General features: G+C 65.6%; 19 protein-coding genes. 10 read left to right on the top strand and 9 right to left on the bottom strand.

The window, feature by feature from the left end; all coding sequences use genetic code 11:
• Positions 1-21: 21 nt before the first annotated feature.
• The 4 genes from IEY28_RS09565 to IEY28_RS09550 are packed head-to-tail and all read left to right on the top strand — an operon-like array spanning position 22 to position 3,850.
• The gene (locus IEY28_RS09565; RefSeq protein ID WP_188996731.1) at positions 22-870 is read left to right on the top strand and encodes a DUF8054 domain-containing protein; all 849 of its coding nucleotides are present in this window, start codon (positions 22-24) and stop codon (positions 868-870) included.
• Positions 871-909: 39 nt separating this feature from the next.
• Positions 910-1,656, top strand: coding sequence for a 5-formyltetrahydrofolate cyclo-ligase (locus tag IEY28_RS09560; RefSeq protein ID WP_188996729.1), 747 nt, complete (start codon positions 910-912; stop codon positions 1,654-1,656).
• A 47-nt stretch (positions 1,657-1,703) separates the two neighbouring features.
• Positions 1,704-3,620: a hybrid sensor histidine kinase/response regulator gene (locus IEY28_RS09555; RefSeq protein WP_188996727.1), complete on the top strand. Its 1,917-nt coding sequence runs from the start codon at positions 1,704-1,706 to the stop codon at positions 3,618-3,620.
• Between the two features lie 53 nt (positions 3,621-3,673).
• A complete protein-coding gene (locus IEY28_RS09550) occupies positions 3,674-3,850 on the top strand; it encodes a hypothetical protein (RefSeq protein WP_188996725.1) in 177 nt (58 codons plus the stop codon).
• On the opposite strand, the gene IEY28_RS09545 is transcribed toward IEY28_RS09550, so the two are convergent.
• The 3 genes from IEY28_RS09545 to IEY28_RS09535 all read right to left on the bottom strand — a co-directional run bounded on the left by IEY28_RS09545 (position 3,847) and on the right by IEY28_RS09535 (position 9,773).
• Entirely contained in the window at positions 3,847-5,253 is a 1,407-nt protein-coding gene (locus IEY28_RS09545; protein ID WP_188996723.1) for a dihydrolipoyl dehydrogenase family protein, read from the bottom strand. The two genes, IEY28_RS09550 and IEY28_RS09545, sit on opposite strands and share 4 nt — an antisense overlap.
• Before the next feature lie 73 nt (positions 5,254-5,326).
• On the bottom strand, positions 5,327-7,846 hold the full coding sequence (locus IEY28_RS09540; RefSeq protein ID WP_188996721.1) for an efflux RND transporter permease subunit: 2,520 nt from the start codon (positions 7,844-7,846) through the stop codon (positions 5,327-5,329).
• A gap of 1 nt (position 7,847) precedes the next feature.
• Positions 7,848-9,773: a COG1361 S-layer family protein gene (locus IEY28_RS09535; protein WP_188996719.1), complete on the bottom strand. Its 1,926-nt coding sequence runs from the start codon at positions 9,771-9,773 to the stop codon at positions 7,848-7,850.
• Positions 9,774-9,978: 205 nt separating this feature from the next.
• On the opposite strand from IEY28_RS09535, the gene IEY28_RS09530 reads away from it, so the two are divergent.
• Positions 9,979-10,611: a TetR/AcrR family transcriptional regulator gene (locus IEY28_RS09530; RefSeq protein WP_188996717.1), complete on the top strand. Its 633-nt coding sequence runs from the start codon at positions 9,979-9,981 to the stop codon at positions 10,609-10,611.
• A 128-nt stretch (positions 10,612-10,739) separates the two neighbouring features.
• Here IEY28_RS09530 and IEY28_RS09525 read toward each other — a convergent pair whose 3' ends face one another.
• The gene (locus IEY28_RS09525; RefSeq protein ID WP_166972074.1) at positions 10,740-11,318 is read right to left on the bottom strand and encodes a HalX domain-containing protein; all 579 of its coding nucleotides are present in this window, start codon (positions 11,316-11,318) and stop codon (positions 10,740-10,742) included.
• A 92-nt stretch (positions 11,319-11,410) separates the two neighbouring features.
• Between IEY28_RS09525 and IEY28_RS09520 the strand changes: the two genes are divergently transcribed.
• On the top strand, positions 11,411-12,013 hold the full coding sequence (locus IEY28_RS09520) for a hypothetical protein (RefSeq protein ID WP_229783097.1): 603 nt from the start codon (positions 11,411-11,413) through the stop codon (positions 12,011-12,013).
• Between the two features lie 5 nt (positions 12,014-12,018).
• Here IEY28_RS09520 and IEY28_RS09515 read toward each other — a convergent pair whose 3' ends face one another.
• Positions 12,019-12,594 (bottom strand): response regulator, encoded by a 576-nt coding sequence (locus tag IEY28_RS09515; protein ID WP_188996715.1) that lies wholly within the window; start codon positions 12,592-12,594, stop codon positions 12,019-12,021.
• Positions 12,595-12,755: 161 nt separating this feature from the next.
• Between IEY28_RS09515 and IEY28_RS09510 the strand changes: the two genes are divergently transcribed.
• A complete protein-coding gene (locus IEY28_RS09510; protein ID WP_166972080.1) occupies positions 12,756-13,043 on the top strand; it encodes a DUF8006 family protein in 288 nt (95 codons plus the stop codon).
• Here IEY28_RS09510 and IEY28_RS09505 read toward each other — a convergent pair.
• Positions 13,040-13,891, bottom strand: coding sequence for an NAD(+)/NADH kinase (locus IEY28_RS09505; protein ID WP_188996713.1), 852 nt, complete (start codon positions 13,889-13,891; stop codon positions 13,040-13,042). The two genes, IEY28_RS09510 and IEY28_RS09505, sit on opposite strands and share 4 nt — an antisense overlap.
• Positions 13,892-14,002: 111 nt before the next feature.
• On the opposite strand from IEY28_RS09505, the gene IEY28_RS09500 reads away from it, so the two are divergent.
• Entirely contained in the window at positions 14,003-15,079 is a 1,077-nt protein-coding gene (locus IEY28_RS09500; protein WP_188996711.1) for a KaiC domain-containing protein, read from the top strand.
• 105 nt (positions 15,080-15,184) lie between these two features.
• Positions 15,185-15,628, top strand: a complete 444-nt coding sequence (locus IEY28_RS09495; protein ID WP_166972087.1) for a universal stress protein — start codon at positions 15,185-15,187, stop codon at positions 15,626-15,628.
• 117 nt (positions 15,629-15,745) lie between these two features.
• Here IEY28_RS09495 and IEY28_RS09490 read toward each other — a convergent pair whose 3' ends face one another.
• The 3 genes from IEY28_RS09490 to IEY28_RS09480 are packed head-to-tail and all read right to left on the bottom strand — an operon-like array spanning position 15,746 to position 17,534.
• Positions 15,746-16,177, bottom strand: a complete 432-nt coding sequence (locus tag IEY28_RS09490; RefSeq protein ID WP_166972089.1) for a universal stress protein — start codon at positions 16,175-16,177, stop codon at positions 15,746-15,748.
• Positions 16,178-16,232: 55 nt separating this feature from the next.
• On the bottom strand, positions 16,233-17,126 hold the full coding sequence (locus tag IEY28_RS09485) for a Vms1/Ankzf1 family peptidyl-tRNA hydrolase (protein WP_188996709.1): 894 nt from the start codon (positions 17,124-17,126) through the stop codon (positions 16,233-16,235).
• Between the two features lie 42 nt (positions 17,127-17,168).
• Entirely contained in the window at positions 17,169-17,534 is a 366-nt protein-coding gene (locus IEY28_RS09480; RefSeq protein ID WP_188996707.1) for a DUF5802 family protein, read from the bottom strand.
• Between the two features lie 132 nt (positions 17,535-17,666).
• Here IEY28_RS09480 and IEY28_RS09475 point away from each other — a divergent pair, with 132 nt between their 5' ends.
• Positions 17,667-18,305 (top strand): DUF1405 domain-containing protein, encoded by a 639-nt coding sequence (locus tag IEY28_RS09475; RefSeq protein ID WP_188996705.1) that lies wholly within the window; start codon positions 17,667-17,669, stop codon positions 18,303-18,305.
• Positions 18,306-18,331 lie beyond the last annotated feature (26 nt).

Below are 18,331 nucleotides of genomic sequence, written 5' to 3'. Positions count from 1 at the left end.
ATCGAGACGGTATCACGGACCATGCCTCCCGGCGGGTCGTCGCTGCTCGGACGGATACGCGACCCCGAACACACTGGCGAGCGTCGGTGCTGGCCGTGTACCGTCGCCAACGTCGCCATCGCAGCCGTCCTGAGCGGGCTCTCGACGCTCGTCGCCGTCGAACTCGCCGCGGTCGTCGCCGTCGTCTCGCTCGCGGCTATCGCCCTTCGGGGCTACCTCGTTCCGGGGACGCCGGGACTGACACAGCAGTACCTCCCCGAGCGTGTCCTGCGAGCGTTCGGAAACGCACCGGGCTACACGGACCCCGACGACTTCGAGGTGGTCCAGCGGGTCGAACACTACCGCCAGAACGCCGTCGACGCCGACGCGTTCCTCGCCGACGAGGGAATTGTGGCCGAGACTGACGACGGCCGCGAACTCACCGAGGCGTTCGCCGCCGCGCTCGGAGAACGACTGACTGCTCGACCCACCGACGCCGACCTGACCGGGCCGCTGGCGAACGTCTTCGGGACCGACGCCGAGGACGTGACCGTCGAGCGCGACCCACATCCCGCAGTGACCGTCGGCCACCGTGTCCGCGAGTGGCCCTCGTGGAGCGCGCTCCGCGTCGACGTGGCCGCACACGAAGCGCTCGCTGAGTGGACCGAGCGCTGGGCGGACCTGCCCCGCGAACAGCGCGTCGAGATGCTGGAGACGGTCCGCGCACACCGGACGGTCTGTCCGGCCTGTGGCGGCCCAGTCGAACGCGCCAGCGACGTCCAGACCTCCTGCTGTGGGGTTCACGAGGTGCTCGCGGTGGCTTGTACGGACTGTGAGGAACGCCTCGCCGAACTGAACCCCAGAACGCACGCCGGGACTATCGTGAGTTAGGACGGACCACTTTTGCGAGTCGGCGGTCGAAGGCCGGATATGGACAAGCAGGCGATTCGCGAGGCGGTGTGGGACGCGCTCGAAGAGAGCGGCGTCGCCCGGTTCCCGTTCCCGCCCCACGACCGGATTCCGAACTACGAGGGGGCCGAACGGGCGGCAGAGCGCGCGACCGAGACGGCCGTCTGGGCGGACGCAGAGACGGTGAAAGCCAACCCCGACTCGCCGCAACTGCCGCTCCGCCGCGCGGCGCTGCGGGCCGGAAAGACCGTCTACATGGCTGTGCCGCGCTTGCGAGAGGAGCGGTGTTTCTACGAACTCGACCCCGACGAGTTAGACGACATCGAGGCCGCGCCGGCGGTGTCGAACGTCGCCGACCACGCCCGACAGGTGGGTCCCGAGGCCGTCGGCGACGTCGACCTCGTGGTGTCCGGGTCGGTGGCGGTCACCGAAGACGGCGCTCGCATCGGGAAAGGCGAGGGCTTTAGCGATCTGGAGTACGCGGTCCTGCGGGAACTGGGACTCGTCTCCGAGACGACGCCGGTACTGACGACCGTCCACGAACTGCAGGTGGTCGACGGGCCCGACGGGGCCGTCGCCGACGTCGAGGTGCCCGTCGACGCCCACGACGTGCCGATGGACTACGTCGTGACGCCCGAGCGGACCGTCGAGACAGCGACGCCGTACGGCCGACCGAAGGGTGTCGACTGGGGGGCGCTCTCGCCCCAGCGAGTGGCCGAGATGCCGGTGCTGGCCGCGCGTGCGCCGGAAGGCCGATCAACTGAGTGAAAAATCGTCACCCACATCGATTTAGGGCATTACGTCTAAGGGACGCTATGAACGACGCCGAGGCCGAGAACGACTCACTCGGATACGGCCACGGCACCCGGCGTGTGGTCTACGTCGACGCCGACGCGGACGCCGCGGCAGCAGTCGGGAGCGCGTTGACTGCCTCCAGCGACGGTATCGAAGTCCTGACGGCAGGGAGCGTCACCGAGGCGTTCGAACTCGTCGTCGAACACGCCGTCGAGTGTCTCGTCACGGAGTACACGCTCCCGGACGGTACCGGGGTAGACCTGCTGAGGAGTCTCCGGGACCGATACCCGGATATGCCGGTCGTGGTGTTCACCGGCGACGGGAGCGAGGCTATCGCCAGCGACGCCATCGCCGCCGGTGCGACGGAGTACGTTCGCAAGGATCCACTGGACGAACAGCTAGCCACGCTGACCGACCGGGTTCACACGGCGATGACCGAACAGTCCGACCGTGAAGCCATCCTCGGACGGATGACCGACGCGTTCTTCGCGCTAGACGAGAACTGGCGGTTCACCTACCTCAACGAGCGCGGCCGAGAGATACTCCGCGAGGCCGCAGACGTGACAGACGCCACCTCGAGACTGGTGGGCCGTCGAATCTGGGACGTCATTCCGGAAATCGTCGATACGGAGTTTTACGACGTCTACCACCGCGCGATGGAGAGCCAGAAACCCGAATCGCTCGAAGCGTACTACGACCCCCTCGACACGTGGTTCGACGTCAGAGCGTACCCCTCCGAGACCGGCCTCTCCGTGTACTTCCGAGACGTGACCACTCGACGGAAGCGGGAGGACTCGCTCGCCGAACGGGAGGAGATTCTCACGGAGATGTACCGCGTCATCGCCGAGAAAGAGACCCCGTTCGGGGAGAAGGTCGAACACCTCCTCGAAGTCGGCCGGGACGCCCTCGGAACGGAGTTCGGCGCACTCTCGCGTGTCGAGGGGTCCGACTACGTCTTCGAGGCCGTCATCGACCCCACCGGACGGACACAGACGGGCGACGTGGTTCCGCTCGGGTCGACTAACTGTGAGCGGGCCATCGTCGAACGGGAGACGCTCGTCATAGAGGACATCGCCGCCGACGCCCCCGAGTTGGCCGAGCGCTCCGGTTTCACCGAGATGGGCATCGCCTGTTACGTCGGGATGCCCGTCGTCGTCGACGACGAGGTGTACGGGACGTTCTGCTTCTACGACCGCAATCCCAGACACGAGGCGTTCGCCGACTGGGAAGTCACGCTCGTTGAGTTGATGGGTAACTGGATAAGCTACGAACTGGAGCGCGAACGGCGCGAGCGCGAACTCACCCGGGAGCGCAACCGACTGGACGACTTCGCAAGCGTCGTCTCACACGACCTGCGCAACCCCCTCACCGTCGCCACCGGCCACCTCGAACTCCTCACCGAAGCGTACGACGGTGACCCCGACCACGTCGTCGGAATGGAGCGAGCGCTGACCCGGATGGACACGCTCATCGACGACGTACTCGCCCTCGCTCGCTCGGGCAATCAGGTCGTCGAGCCGAGCGACGTGGAACTGGGACCTCTCTGTGAGCAGGCGTGGGCCGTCATCGAAAACGACGGAGCGACCCTCACCGTCCCCGACCAGTCGGTGACCGTCTCGGGCGACGACAGTCGTCTCCGCCAACTGTTCGAGAACCTCTTTCGAAACAGTGTCGAACACGGCGACCCCGGCGTCACCGTCCGCGTCGGCACCCTGTCGAACAGTAGCGGCCTCTACGTCGCCGACGACGGCCCCGGCATCCCCGTCGACGAGCGCGAGTCCGCGTTCGAGAGCGGCTACACCACCAGCGGCGACGGGACGGGGCTCGGGCTCAGAATCGTCGAGGAGATAGCGGAGGCCCACGGCGCACGCGTCACGATAACCGAAAGCGAGAGCGGTGGGGCGCGGTTCGAAATCCACGGCCTCGACGTCGAGTGAGGCCGGCAGGCGGCGGACACACGCTTATGGACGTGTAGGTTCAAATACATAACATGGCACACCAGCCAGAGCGACCACAGGAGTACGTCTGCGAGCAGTGTCACGCCGTCTTCGCGGGCACCGTCCACGGCGACCCGCCGGACCACAGTTACACGCCGCCGGACGAGTGTGCGGCCTGTGGTGGATCCGGGTTCGTCGAGATACAGAACTATCCGTCGATGCGGGACTAGTCGTCCAGTTCGGCCACGCAGTCCCGGATGAGGCCGTCGAGGTTCTCGGGCAGGGTCGGATGGTACGCCCGGTCGGGCAGGTCACGCACGTCCAGTCCCATCTCGACGACGATCTGCATCGTCTTCGCGAAACTGTCGGCGTGGTAGTGCAGCCCCTGCCATCCGAGGACGGTGCCGTCTTCGGCGTCGACGACGAGTTTCGAGAGCCCCTCGGGGACGTCCTTCGACTTGAACACGCCGTCGTCGCTGGCCTGCCGAGTCGCCGTCACGATGTCGTACCCCTCCTCGCGGGCCGTCTCCTCGTTGTGGCCCACGCGGGCGAAGGGGTAGATGCCCAGTCCCGAGAAGATGACGTGGTGGTGGACGTTCTCGTAGGCCTGTGGCTCCGCCCCGGCCTCCTGTCGCAGGATGTTCTCTGCGGCGGTAAAGCCCTGCTCTTTGGCGACGTGGAGGATCGGTTCTTTCTCGTTTACGTCGCCGACGGCGTAGACGTGATCTGCGTCTTCCGTCTGCATCGTCTCGCGTACCCAGTCGCCCTCGGCAGAGACGGACGTGTTTTCGAGGCCCAAGCCTTCGAGCGTCGGGCGGCGGCCGGTAAAGAGGAATAGCTGGTCGGCCTCGTAGGTGTCCTCCGTGCCGTCCTCGAACTCGACGTGCAGGCGGACACCGCCGTCTGCCGTCTCCTCCAACTCACACTCGTAGCAGTTCGTCGGAATCGTGATGTCCCAGTTGTCCTCGTAGATCTGCCGGGCCTCGTCGCCGAAGGCGGGGTCGGCCTCGTCGATGGGCCGGTCGTCGTGTTCGATGACGGTAAGTTCCATCCCGCCGGCCTCGGCGAGGTAGGGGACCATCTCCATGCCGATGTAGCCAAAGCCCATCACGATGCCCGAGTCCGGGAACTCCGTGGCGTGGAGGACGTCCTTGCTCGTCATGAACTCCACCTCGTCGATACCGGGGAGGTCCGGGACGTTCACCGAGGACCCGGTGGCGACGACGACGTAGTCGGCCTCGTACTCCTCGCCGCCGGCCCGGACGGTGTGGTCGTCGACGAACGTGGCCGTGTCGTGGACGAACTCGACGCCGTCGCGTTCGGCCATCGAGTGGATGGAGTCGCGGCGGTGGCCGGCCCACCCGCGGGTGTGGTCGTTCTTTTGCTCGACGACGGCTTCGAGGTCGACCTCCGGCACGTCGCCGACCAGTCGGTGGTCGTGCCGGGCCTGAAACCGGTGAGCGCCTGCGGAGAGCACCTCTTTCGAGGGCATACACCCTTCGAGGATACAGAGGCCGCCGCCGGGGTCGCCGTTGTCGATGAGCGTGAGTTCGATTCCGTCCGCTTCGACGAGTTCGCCGGCGACGGCCGCGCCGGCGCTCCCGTACGCGCCGATGATGACGACGTGGGTCATATCGGTAGGCTAGCGGTGGTTCCGGATAAAGGCTTCAGTGGCGTGTCGCCGAGAGACAAAACCGACAGACGCGTCAGTCGTCGCCCTCGGTCGGTTTCACTGGCTGCTGGGGGCTCCCGAGGTCGAACAGACGCCGGAGCGGTTGGTCGTAGTTGGTGACGCTGTCCCAGACAACCAGCACCGACGGGAGCAGGAACACCGACGTGAGGAACGCGTAGACGATGGAGATGCCGGTGAGGATGCCGAACTGTCCCAGCGCCGGGAAGATAGCCAGGGCCAGCACGCCGATGCCGGACGTGGTCGTGAGCATGCTCCCCAGTAGCGCGCCGCCGGTCCCGCGGACCGTCGCCTCCAGTGCCTGCTGGAGGGGTTTCTGGTGTATCTCGTCGGCGAACCGGTGTGTGACGTGGACGGAGTAGTCCACCCCGAGACCGATGGTGATAGCGAGGATGGTCGCGGTGATGGCGTTGAACGGGATGCCCAGATACCGCATCGTCCCGGCGATGAGACAGACGGTGACGACGATGGGCACGAGGTTCGCCACGCCCAGCGAGGGCCGGCCCTCGAAGAGGCGATAGACGAGGACGAGATAGATGCCGGTCCCGGCGAGTGCCACCGCGAGCGAGGTGATCGCCGATTCGAGGATGAGGTTGGAGACGGCCTGAAAGACGACGATACTCCCGGTAGCGACGGCGGTATAGCGGAATTCGTTCGCCAGCGCCTGCGTGTCGTCAGTCACGTCACCGTTGTCCGCGTCGGCCTCGACAGTGTAGACGATGCGGGCGTTCCGGTAGTCGTCACCGAGGTACTGGAGCGTCCGATCGCGCGAGGAGGAGTCGAGCAGGTACTCGTATACCGTCCCGAGGTTGTCGTCGGGGACGCCGTTGTCGTTGGCGTCGTTGCGCTCGACGAGACGGCGGAACTCGGGGTCCCGCGCAGCGCGGTCCTGGATGACGGTGACGATGGACGTCGCCTTCGCCCGGCCGTCTTCCCGGACGAAGGAATCCGGCGGGTCCTCGCTAGCGCGGTAGATGGACTCCAGCGCCCCGTCCTGTCGCATCGGCCGCTCTAAGTACACCGTCGTCTGTCCGCTCTGTGTCGATCCGAAGTTGTCTTCGAGGAAGTTTATCTGCTCGGTGACGGTGTAGGTGCCCGGCTTGAACGGTTCGGGCAACTGCATGAGGTAGTCGGGGTTCTCCTCTGGCGGGAGGAAGTCCGTCTGGTCGAACGTCGTCGAGATGTCCGTCGCGTACGCGCCGGACCCGGCGCTCAGCAGGAGCATCAGCGCGAGGAACACCAGCGGCGCGCGATTGGCCACGGTGATACCGCCCTCCAAAATTCGCGCCAGTGCACCGCCTTCCTCACCGAGCGGATGGGTGCTGAACGTCGGGATGGGGTACCGCTCGCGCAGCCGGTCGATCTCCACCTTCGCGGCGGGGAGGAAGATACCGAACAGGAGGAACGTGAACGTGATACCGATGGCCGCGACGGCGCCAAAGTCCCGAATCGGTGGGAGCGCGCTCGTGAGGTTCGCCGCGAAGCCGATGATGGTCGTCCCGGTGACGATGAAGAACGCGACGATGAGTTGGTCGGTCGTGATGCGCATCGCCTTCTCGAGAGAGGCCCCCGCCTGGCGCTCCTCCCTGTAGCGGTTGATCGCGTGGATACCGAAGTCGATACCCACCGCTAACAACAGCGGTGGGACGGCGATGAGCATCTGTGAGAACGGGATGCCCGCGAGCCCCATGAACCCGAACGTCCAGATGATGGCCATCAGCAGGGTGACCATCCCCAGAACCAAGTCCGCGAGGTCGCGGTAGGCGACGATGAGGAAGAAGATGATGAACAGCACGGCCGCCGGGACCACGAGCAACAGCGAGTCGACCAACACGCGGGCGTTCTCGTCGGCGATGATACCGCTCCCGAAGACGGTGATACTGCCGTGGGCCGCCGACTGGACGACGTAGTCGGCGCGCTGCTGGATACCCGTCAGCGGACTGGAACCGCCCTGGCCGGACCCAGAGGAGATGCCAGCGGGTACCTCGTGGGTCGCGAGGCCGATGGTCGCCGAGGCCGAGGCGGACCCACGGTTGAAATCGTTACTGACCAGCGACGTGAATCGAGGGTTCTCGTCGGCCGCGGTCCGGACCGCCGCGTCGATTTCGCTCTCGGTGGCCGACTCGACGGCTCGAATCTGTGCCTCGGTCGAGGTGGCCGTCGGGTCCAGCTTGGTGGCGACGATACTGGCCGCGCTGGAGGTGCTCTGCACCCTGAGGTCCGGCTTCTGTTCCAGCCGATGCTGGGACCTGAGCATCCGCAACAGCCCGTCCTTCGAGAGGACGTTGTCGCCGCGCTGGATGAGCTGTGTCGACCCGGTGTCAGGCGAGAACGCGGGCGAGAACTCCTGATTGACCTGCTCGAAGGCCTCCTCTGCCGGGAGGCCCGTCGTGAACTGCGAGGTCCCGGCGTTGGTCGAGATGTTGCCCAGTCCGGCGGTAAAGATCAGCGTCGCGACGAGGAAGACGGCGACGACCCGACGGGAGTCCTCGACGATGCGGTCGTCTATCCAGTCGATGTACCGCTGATACTCCATCTTATCTGAACCTGAAGTAGCCGCCGATAGCCAGTACGGCCACGAGCGCGACGCCGCCGATAGTCGCGAGCGGCGACCCACCGCCGCCCTGCGACGTGACGCCGATGGCGACGCGGTAGGTGTCCGAGACCGGTGTGTCACCGTCGGGTTCCTCGTACCGGAAGTCGAGCGAGACGGGGTAATCTTTCTGCATCGCCCCGCCGCTCGCGCTGATACCGAAGCGCAGCGTCGTCGACTCGCCGGGTTCGAGGCGGTCGATGTACGCCTCGTCGTCCGTGACGGAGATGGGCGAATCGGCGAACAGTTTCGCCGAGATGTCGGTCAGCGGCACGTCTTCCGCGTTAGTCACGGTGAGTTCGAGGGTCGCCGTACCGCCAGCGTCGACCGTCGTGTTGGCGGACTCGATGTCGAACTCGTCCTCGCTGGCCGCGACGTCGGTCCGGACCTCCATCGTATCGCTCTCACGGCGGTCACCGTTGTCGTCCCGGTACACCGCGGTGAAGTCGAACTGTCGCGGGCCGGCGTCGGCGTTCTCTGAGGCGTCGACGCCGAAATCCACCGTCGCTGACTCGCCGGGTTCGAGGTTCCCGACGGCGTACTGGGTCTCCTGTGGCGAGAGGTTGCTGTGATCGCTGTTCCAGTTCAGGACGACGTTCCTGACCGCACGCGGACCGTCGTTGGTCAGCGTGGCTTCGAGGCGACCGTCTTCACCGGCCTGCAGAGTAGCGGTCACGTTCGAGAGGGAGAACCGCTGCTCCGGTTGGGGCTGGAGGCCCAGCGAGAGGCCCTCGTCGACGCCCGCGTCACCCTCCGGGTCCTCGTACTGGACCGACGTGGAGAGGGCATACGAGCGCGTCTCGGCGTCGGGACTGGCCGTCGCGTCGACGACCACGGTCCGGGTCTCGCCGGGTGCCCACGTTCCGACGTACTGCGTCGTCGAACTCGACTTACCGAAGGTGATGTCGGAGCTCTGTGAGGTGACCGTGACCGTCGCGTCGCGGACCGTCACCGGACCGTCGTTTCGGAGGGCCACCGCGTAGGAACCGGTGTTGTCGACCGCGACGGCGTTCGACGTGTTCACGACCGAGAACGTCTGTTCTGGCTGCGGCGCGATACCGACCGACGAGCCGACGGACTGCTTTCGGGCGCCGTCCGCGTCGTCGAACGTGGCCGAGAGGTCGAACTGATAGGGTTCCGATTCGGCGTTCTCGGAGGCGCTCACGCGGTACCGGAAGGTCCGCTGTTCGCCGGTCTCCCAGACGTCGACGTACCGCGAACTCTCCGTGCCGCCACCGACGCCGAGGTCGCCACTCCGACTGGCGAGCGTCACGGCGGCGTCACGCGCGACCTCGTTGCCCGTGTTCTCTACGGTGACGGCGACCGTGCCGGTCGACCCGACGCGGGCGTTGGACTCGACGTTCGTCACGTCGAAGGTCGCGTCGTCGGTGACGTGAACCGTGACCATCGCGGTTCGCGTGACTTCGTTCTCGTCGCGGCTCCCGTCGCTCTCGGAGATATAGCTCGTGTGTTCGTACGCCAGTTGCACCGGTATCTGGTACTTGCCGGGGTTTGCGTCCTCGTCGATACTGACGTCGAACGAGACCGTCTTCGAGGGCCCCTGTGGGAGCGTCCCGAGCGACTGCCGGGAGGTCGTGACGGATACCGGCGCACCGCCCGATTTCACGTCGACCGTCAGTCCGCGAGCAGTCGTCACCTCGCTGTTCAGGCTCGGGTTGCTCGCAGATCCGGAGTCGAGGTCGCCGCTGTTGACGAGGACCACGTCGAGCGTGGTCTCCTCGCCCGGCGAGACGGTGTTGTCAGCGAACGTCACGTCGATGTCGGGACTCCCGCTCACCGCGGCGGCGGCGGTACCGGCGGATAGCAAGAGCGCGACGACGATCAGCGTCAGTGGTGTTCGGAATCTCATTGCGTGGGGACAGTGATAGAGGGGAGTTCGTCAGCCGATACGGGGATCGTTGGGACGGGCAAGTCCGTGTTCGGGCCTTTAGGGTCGTCGAACCCGAACCACCTATCGGTCATCTCGTATCGAACGAACGTTCGGTCAAATATCAACGTTCCGGTTACCGACTGGTACGAAGCACTTTAGTCTACCAAACGAATATTCGGTCGGGATGACCGACGCGCTTCCGTTCGCGGGCGAACCCGAGGACTCGCACGAGGCGATAATGCGTGCGACGTTCTGTGCACTGCAAGAACACGGCTACGCAGGACTCTCTATCCAGCGTATCGCCGACAAGGCAGACCTCAGCAAGTCGACGTTCTACCACCACTTCGACGGGAAAGAGGATCTACTGCTCTCGTTCCTCGAGTTCACCCTCGAAGAGTTCGACCGCGTCTTTCAGCTAGAGTCGTCCGGTGACCCGGCGACAGACCTCCAGACGTTCTTCGGCCTCCTCCTCGGGGACTTTCCCACGGTCGACGGGATGCCAGAACAAGAGGACATACTGGCGACGTACGTCGAATTGCGGGCACAGGCAGTCCGTAACCCGGACTTTCGGGCGAAGTTCACGGAGACGGACCAGAAGTTCACCGACCGTATCGCCACCCTCATCGAGGAGGGTCGCGAGGACGGTGCGTTCAGAGACGTCGACGCCGAACGCACCGCACAGTTCCTGTTGACCACGCTAGAGGGAATCACGCTCCAGAACGCGACGCGAGACGACAACCCGCTCCCGCAGATGCGCGAGGCCATGGAGTCCTACATCGAAAACGAACTGCTGGTCGAGGACCACACCGAGTCGTAGCCATCCGGTCTCGTCGACGTCACGGCAGACCAGCGACGTCGACGCCTCCCCGACCGAGGCACCGTGTACGCCTGTTGCTCGCAATCATCGCTCTCAAGCTACTTCGCGACGGACTGAGCCCCTTCTGATTACCCGGAGTTTCGGCCGATATCGCGGTACGTCTCGACGATGTCGTCGAAGTCGTCGAGTTCGGTCCGAAGCTGCCACTCCAGTTCGTCGGCACGCGCTTTGAGCGCGGTGTACTCGCTGCTGTCTTCGAGCTGTGACACCGACTTCTCGGCCTCCAGCACGGCTATCTTCGACGTTATCTCGAAGAACTCGTCCAGTCGCTCGTCCTCACCAGGTGAGTCGAGATGCTGATCGAGCGTCGACAGTAAGGTCTCCCGGTCGACCGGTTTCCTGAGGTAGTCGTCGAACGCCATCTCGAGGATGTTCAGATCCGGATCCACGGCCGTCAGCATGATGATAGCGCCCTCGTAGCCTCGCTCACGGAGTCGGTCGAGGACCTCGTCACCGTGTACGTCCGGCATCCGACGGTCCAGTAGAATCGCGTCCACGTCCGGTCCGGCCAGTTCCAGCGCCGCCTCGCCCCCGTACGCGACGCTCGTCTCGTAGCGCTCACGGAGTCGAAGCGCCTGCGTGTCCGCGATGTCGTGTTCGTCGTCGACAATCAGGACATGCCCACGTCTGTCTGTGCCGGGGGACACGTCCCTCCAGTAGGACGGAGAGACGCATATGTCTTATCGCCCGGCGGCGTCTCGAAAAAGGTTAACTCGTGGCCCGTCGACTCCGAAGTAGGATGGACGACACCTCCGGTAACGGCGCCGCGGCGTCCGGACGATTCGGGAGCCTCGCTGTCGTCGTCGGCTACATCGGCGCCGGAGCGATAACGCTCGCTGTGCTCATACTCGGGGTCGACACAGTAGCTGATCTCCCCGTCTCGCGAACGGTCGGACTCGGTCTCGGCGTCGCACTCGGCGGTGGTCTCGGCGCCGTGGTTCACTTCCTCCAGACTGCGGACGACGCCGAGATAGCGGACGAGACGATGACCGTCGACGTCGACGACTCGTCCGTGCCGGCGCCACAACCAGCGGACCTCTTTGACGGTCATCCGGATCCCGTCCTCTACTACGCGAACGAGGGTCACGGGCCGGTGATTCGAGCGGCCAACGAGGCGTTCGCCGCGACGTTCGGCGTTCCGGCCGACCAACTGGCGGGGACACCACTCTCCGAGGCAGTGCTCGTTACCGGTGCCGAGACGGCGGCGGAAACACAGCTAGACACGGACGGGTTCGACGCCGTCGTCACCTGCGAGACTGACAGTGGGGCGGCGTCGTTCCGACTCAGGACTGTCGCTTCCGAGACGAGCGGGTACGTCCTCTACACTCCGCTAGACGACTGAGCGAGTTAGCTCGGCCGGCGGCCGATCTCTTTGAACGCGGTGTCGATGCTCTCGAACTCCGAGAGCGCCTCGTCCATCTCCGATTTGAGTTCCTCCACACGTCGTTCGAGCGACTCGATACCGTCGCTGTCTTCGAGTGTCTGCGGAGTCTTCTCGCCTTCCAGCAGCGCGAGTTTCGACGTGACTTCGAGATACTCCGCGAGTCTGTCATCGTACCGGCGCGCGGCCAGTTGCTGGTCGATAGCCGCCACGAGGTCCGATTTATCGACCGGCTTACAGAGGTAGTCGTCGAACGGCATGTCGATGATGTCGAAGTCCGGGTCCACCGCCGTTATCATGATGACGCGGGTCGAGATGTCGCGGTCCCGTATCTCCGCGAGGACGTCGTCGCCAGAGATGTCTGGCATCCGTCGGTCCAGTAGCACGACGTCGACGTCCTCGTCGACCCGGGCGAGTGCGGCCTCGCCACCGTAGGCCGTCTCTGTCTCGTACTGGTTGCGGAGACGCAACGCATAGACGTCTGCGACCTCTTCCTCGTCGTCTACGACGAGAACGGTCGCATCCGCAGTGGAGTCTGACACGATATTATCTACTGCTAGCTGCGTACATATAACTATTCGTCACCGTCTGAGTCCCGGTACTGCCGGTCGGGAGCGGTGTCGAGGGCCGTCTCGGTGTGTGCCAACGAGCGGTGACGGAACGGAACTTTAAAGATTGCGTCACGGCCAGATTCGGGATAGGAATGCTCGCGCCACCGCTGCAAGTCATCGACAGCTTCCTGCTGAACTACACCATCGGTGATATCCTGCTCTTGGGGTTCGTCGTGGGCGCTGTCGGCATCCTCCCGATGCGCTCGCTCCGGATGCTGGGCGTCCACACCATCGCGATGGGTGCCCTGCTCCTCATCACGCCCGCAGCAGCGATGGAACCGAACGCCGGCAGCGTCCTCGCCTCGTCGTTCCAGTACAAACTGTTCGGGCTGGTACTGCTCGCCGTCGCGCCGGTCCTCTACGCCGTTGGCCGCCGCTAACCCAGTTTCCCCAGCGCGGTGAAGAAATCGAGCGGTGGCCCGGCCAGCCGGATCGGTTCGCTCGCCCGCGACAGCGTCACGCGCTCCGGCGGTGTTATCTCCTCGCGGACCCGTCCGTCACTGACTACGACGCCACTTTCTGCATCCGTCAGCGTCACGACCACGTCGCTGTCCGCGTCGACGACCAGCGGCGGCATCCCGTCGACCTCGGCCATCCCCGTCACCACGAGGCCCGCGACGTCGGGGTGGACGAGCGGCCCGCCCTCGCTGAGGTTGTACGCCGTCGACCCCGTGGGCGTCGCGACGAGTACCCCGTCGGCGTGCCCGCTGGTGTACAGCGACCCGTCGACGCGCACCTCGAACGTCCCGCCACCGCCGGAACCGCGGTGGGACCCCTGCACGACCACTTCGTTGAGCGCCGGAGAGAGCGTCCATCCGGGGCCGCTGGCCCGTAGCCGCGGCATCGCTCGCGTGCGGGCACTGCCGGTCTTCTGGATGTGTTCGACCTCGGCGACCACCGTCTCGACGGCCTCCTCGGGCGCGAGGGCGTTGAGAAAGCCGACTTCGCCGAGGTTGACGCCCATGAGCGGCGTCGACCCGGCACCGCGGGCGGCATAGAGGAAAGTCCCGTCCCCGCCGATGCTGACGACGAGGTCACAATCACGCATCTCCTCGACCGGACGACTCGACGGCTGTGATGCGTCCCACGCCTCGTGGTCGTCTAAGGCCGCTCCGGTCGTCTGGTCTACGGCCACCGATTCCCCCACCTCGGCGAGGCGGCCGGTCAGCCTGCTTGCGAGCGACATCGCCCGGTCGTTGTCTCGCTGGGCGACGATACCGACGGTCATTGCCCGTGTGTTTCCCGCGGGCGGGTATAAACCCTCCACGACGGCAAGGTTATATTTATCTGGGCGAGAACGTCACTCCATGGCCCGGGTCTGTGGCCGGTGGTCGGGGCGATGAGTGACGACGAGCGACGGGACGACGACTGGTTCGAGAGCGCTGTCCAGAGCGAACCCGAAGACGATACCGACGCCGACGACACGGAGCGCGAGGAGTCGACCGACGCGGAGCGTGACGACGGTCCGTTCGAGGACGCTGATGGCGACAGCCCGTTCGGGGACGCTGGCGGCGACAGCCCGTTCGGGGACGCTGGCGGCGACAGCCCGTTCGGGGACGCTGGCGGCGATAGCCCGTTCGAGGACGCTGGCGGCGATAGCCCGTTCGACGAGTCCGGCGGCGACGGGCTGTTCGACGACGACTTCGCGTCGGCCTTCGAGTCCGCCGGTGACCCCGGTGGCGGCGGTGGCGCCGACTTCGAGGACGAGGACTTCGACTCCGACATCCCGCGCATCGACGTCGGTATCGACGGGCTCGACCGGATGATACAGGGCGGGATTCCCCGTCGACACCTCCTCGTCACTATCGGGTCGGCAGGCACCGGGAAGACGACGTTCGGCCTGCAGTTCCTCCACCACGGCCTCCAGAACGGCGAGAGCTGCGTGTTCATCACGCTCGAACAGTCACACGAGGCCATCATGGACACCGCCGACGACCGTGGGTGGGGGTTCGAGGAGTACGAGGCCGAGGGTCGACTGGCCGTCATCGACTTAGACCCAGTCGAGATGGCGAACAGTCTCGACAACATCCGGGGCGAACTCCCGGACCTCATCGAGGACTTCGGCGCGGACCGACTGGTGCTTGATTCCGTCTCGCTGCTCGAGATGATGTACGACAAGCCCTCGAAGCGCCGGACCGAGGTGTTCGACTTCACGCGGTCGCTGAAGGACGCCGGCGTGACGACGATGCTCACCTCCGAAGCCAACGAAGACAACCCCTACGCCTCCCGCTACGGCGTCATCGAGTACCTGACCGACGGCGTGTTCATCCTTCAGTACGTCCGCTCGGAGACCCGCGAGACCCGTCTCGCCGTCGAGATTCAGAAGATTCGGAACGCGAATCACTCCCGAGAGACGAAACCCTACGAGATAACCATGGACGGCATCAGCGTCTATCAGCAAGCCAATATCTTCTGACGGCAGGACCGGAGTCGGCGTGATTCGGGACGCCGGCGCCATCACGAACCACACGTATCACGACCGGCCGTGTGATTTTAAGCCGCTGCCTGTCGAGTCACCGCTATGGTGCTGCTCGTTCCCTTCGACGGTTCGGAGCTCTCACAGGCCGCCCTCGAACGCGCGACGGAGTTCTCCGAGTACACCGGTGAGGACGTCCTCGCGCTGGTCGTCATCCCCGACGAACCCGACTACGCTCTGGAGCGCAACTGGCTCAACCCGAACGACCCCTTCGATCCGGACGACATCGCCGACACCCTGCGTGAGCGCGTCGCCGAGATAGCGCCGGAGGCGGAGTTCCGCGCGGAAGTCCCGGAAGACGTCAGTTCGATGGCCTCCATCACCACCGACGTGGTCCGGACGATTCGATCGGTCGCCCACGACGTCGACGCGTCTATCGTCTTCGTCGGCAGCGAGAACGCCGGCCGCGTCTCGACGCCCGTCTCCAGCGTCGGTGCCCCCGTCTCCGAGGACCCGCGATACGACATTCACATCGTGCGACACGCGTAATCGCGGCAGGTGAGCCGCGATTGCGCACGCCCGAATGTCGGCGGTGTGGCCGGCGCTTTGTCACGCGTAACCGCGGCAGGTGAGCCGCGAAAAGCGGCGTATCGGTAGCCTCGGCCGTCAGCGGATGACCGTCACGGGCACCGTCGCCCGGCGGACCACCGTCTCGGCGACGCTCCCGAGCAGGATTCGCGAGACCCCGGAGCGCCCGTGACTCCCCATCACGATCTGGTCGATGTCGTGGTCGTCGGCGTAGTCGACGATGGTCTGGGTCGGCCGACCGACCTCCAGCACTCGCTCGACCGTTTCGACGCCGGCGTCGTGGGCCGCCGCTTCGAGGTCGTCGAACAGCGACTCGGCGGCCGCCTTCTTCTGCTGGTACCACTCCTCGGAGAAAGAGGGAACAGACGCCTGCGCGCTGTACCCGGCCTCGGCCGGGTTGATGACGTGTAAGAGGACGACCGTGGCGTCGGGGTAGTTGTCGACGACGAACTCGGAGGCGGCCTTCGCCTGGTCGGACCCGTCGACGGGGACCAGAATACGCTTTCCCATACACTCCCTGCCCGCGGCCGACGGCTTGAATCTTCGGCCTGTGACAGCGACTGCGTCAGGGGACGCGCAATCGGACCGTCCACAGCGACCGAACGGCGTCGGCCAGCGCGTCTTCCGGATCGCCCGTCGCGTCGACGGTCCGGGTAACAGCGGCGTCGGCCTCGAACTCGTGGATGACCGACCCCTCGCCGACGACGTAGAGGGTGTCGGGGTCGACCGCCTCGATGGCGGCCCGACAGCGTTCGAGGTGGCTCGCTATCTGCTGGTCGCGCAACCGTTCGAACCGGGACTGGGAGAACCCGCCCTTCGAGTGCTGGCTCTTGAGGTCGGCGTCGAAGCCGTGGAACGCGGTGCGCTCGCCGTCTTCGTAGGTACCGAGCGCGAACAGGTCCGAGCGGACGAGCGCCACGGCGTACGTCCCGGTCGGTTCGAACCACGACCGTTCCAGTTCGACGCCGTCGCTCCACGTCGCGAACGGTTCGGGCGGCACCGGGACCGAGAGACAGGCCGACAGCAGGCCGGCGTCGTCAGTCACCGCGAGACACGGGGCGGCGCGGGCGACCAGCGACGCGCGGTCACCGAAGGCGTCTCGGACGGGGCCGGGTAAGTGACTCTCGTCGGCGACGTAGGCAGTGAAGACGCCCTCTGGCTCGCTCTCGACCGACGAGAGTCGGTCCAGTATCTCGCCCACTCGTCGGCCGTTGAGGCGGTCCTCGGCGCGGTAGGCGTACTCGCCGTCGTCGGCCTGCAGTCGCTCGACGCGGTCCTCGAGTTCGGTAACGCGGTCCTCTAGCCGGTTGACCTCGGCTTCGGCCTGCTGTCTGGCCGTCGACGCCTCGGCGCGGCGCTCTTCTTCGGCGTCAAGTTGCCGTTCGAGGTGGCGTTTCTCCGCTTCGAGGTCAGCGACGCGCTCTTTGAGCGAGGCACGCCCCAGCAACCGGTCCAGCATCGACTGGACTGCGGACTGGGACGGGCTTAAAAGTGGTTGCCCTCAGACGGCGCTATCGGGCAGCGCCGACGACGTGTCGGTCACCGACAGCAGTTGGGCCGCGTGGTCCGCCTTCGCGAGGAACACCTCACGAAGGCTGGGTGGGTTCCGCACGTTCGCAGATTCGAGCACCTCGTCCGGGACGGCGAGGGTGTCGGCCGGGACCCGGTCGTCGCCGTGGACCGGGAAGTGTCGGGGGCCGAGTTTCATTACGAGCGGGAGGTCTGTGCGTTCGACTCCCTCGCCAGAGGCGTACAGTTGCTGGTTGACTCGCTCGTGTTGGTCCCGACACATCGCGGCCGCCCCGTCCTGACGTGGTTCGACGTAGAGGCGACCGAGGTAGTAGCCGCGGGAGAACTGTTCGAACATCGGTACGGTCGTACGTGTGGTAGTCACACACATAAGCTTTCGCCGATACCCTTTTGCCGTCGGGCTTTCAGGCCGTAGCTCTCGCGCGCCGGGACCGATAGGGTTTCTGCGGGGCGGGGCCGAGAGGCCCCTATGGACAACGAGCGGGGGCCGTTGCCGCGTCGCTACGCGCGGTACTATCTGGAGAACACGCCGAGTCTCGTGTGGCTGGTCGTCGTCAACGTCGTAGGAATCCTCGTCGGCGTCCGGTACTACGTCGATACGATGCCCGGCGTCTCGACGTTCCTCTGGCCGCTGTACGCCGATTCGCCGACCGCCCTGTTCCTGCTGACGCTGTCGCTCGTGACGCTGCTCCCGTTTCTCGGGCGCTCGCTCGACGACGTGCCGGCGAACCTGCCGCTGGCGTACCTCCACACTATCGCGCTCGTGTGGCTCCTGAAGATGGGTGTGTGGACGTTCGTCGCCCTGAACCTCGGCTTTAGTGCGTACTTCCCGGAGCCGTGGGCGTACTTCGGTATCATCGTGACCCACGTCGGGTTCATCGCGGAGGGGCTGTTAGTCCCTCACTACGCCCGAACGACTCGCGGTGCGCTGCTGACGGCGCTGGTCGTTGCACTCGGCAACGACGTCGTCGACTACGGCTTTGGCTACTACCCGCCGCTCCGGTACGATCCGGGCCTCACGCTCGTCGTCGCGACGGTGGCGCTGTCAGTCCTCTCGGTCGGAGTGGCATGGAAGATCATGCCGAGGCTGGACGAGAGACGCTCCTAAACGCTCTTGGACCGTCTGCACTCGTT

This window comes from Haloarcula pellucida (assembly GCF_014647235.1).
In the GTDB taxonomy this organism is placed as follows: domain Archaea; phylum Halobacteriota; class Halobacteria; order Halobacteriales; family Haloarculaceae; genus Haloarcula; species Haloarcula pellucida.
The sequence above is the reverse complement of the archived record's forward strand: the minus strand, read 5'-3'. Positions and strand labels throughout refer to the sequence as shown.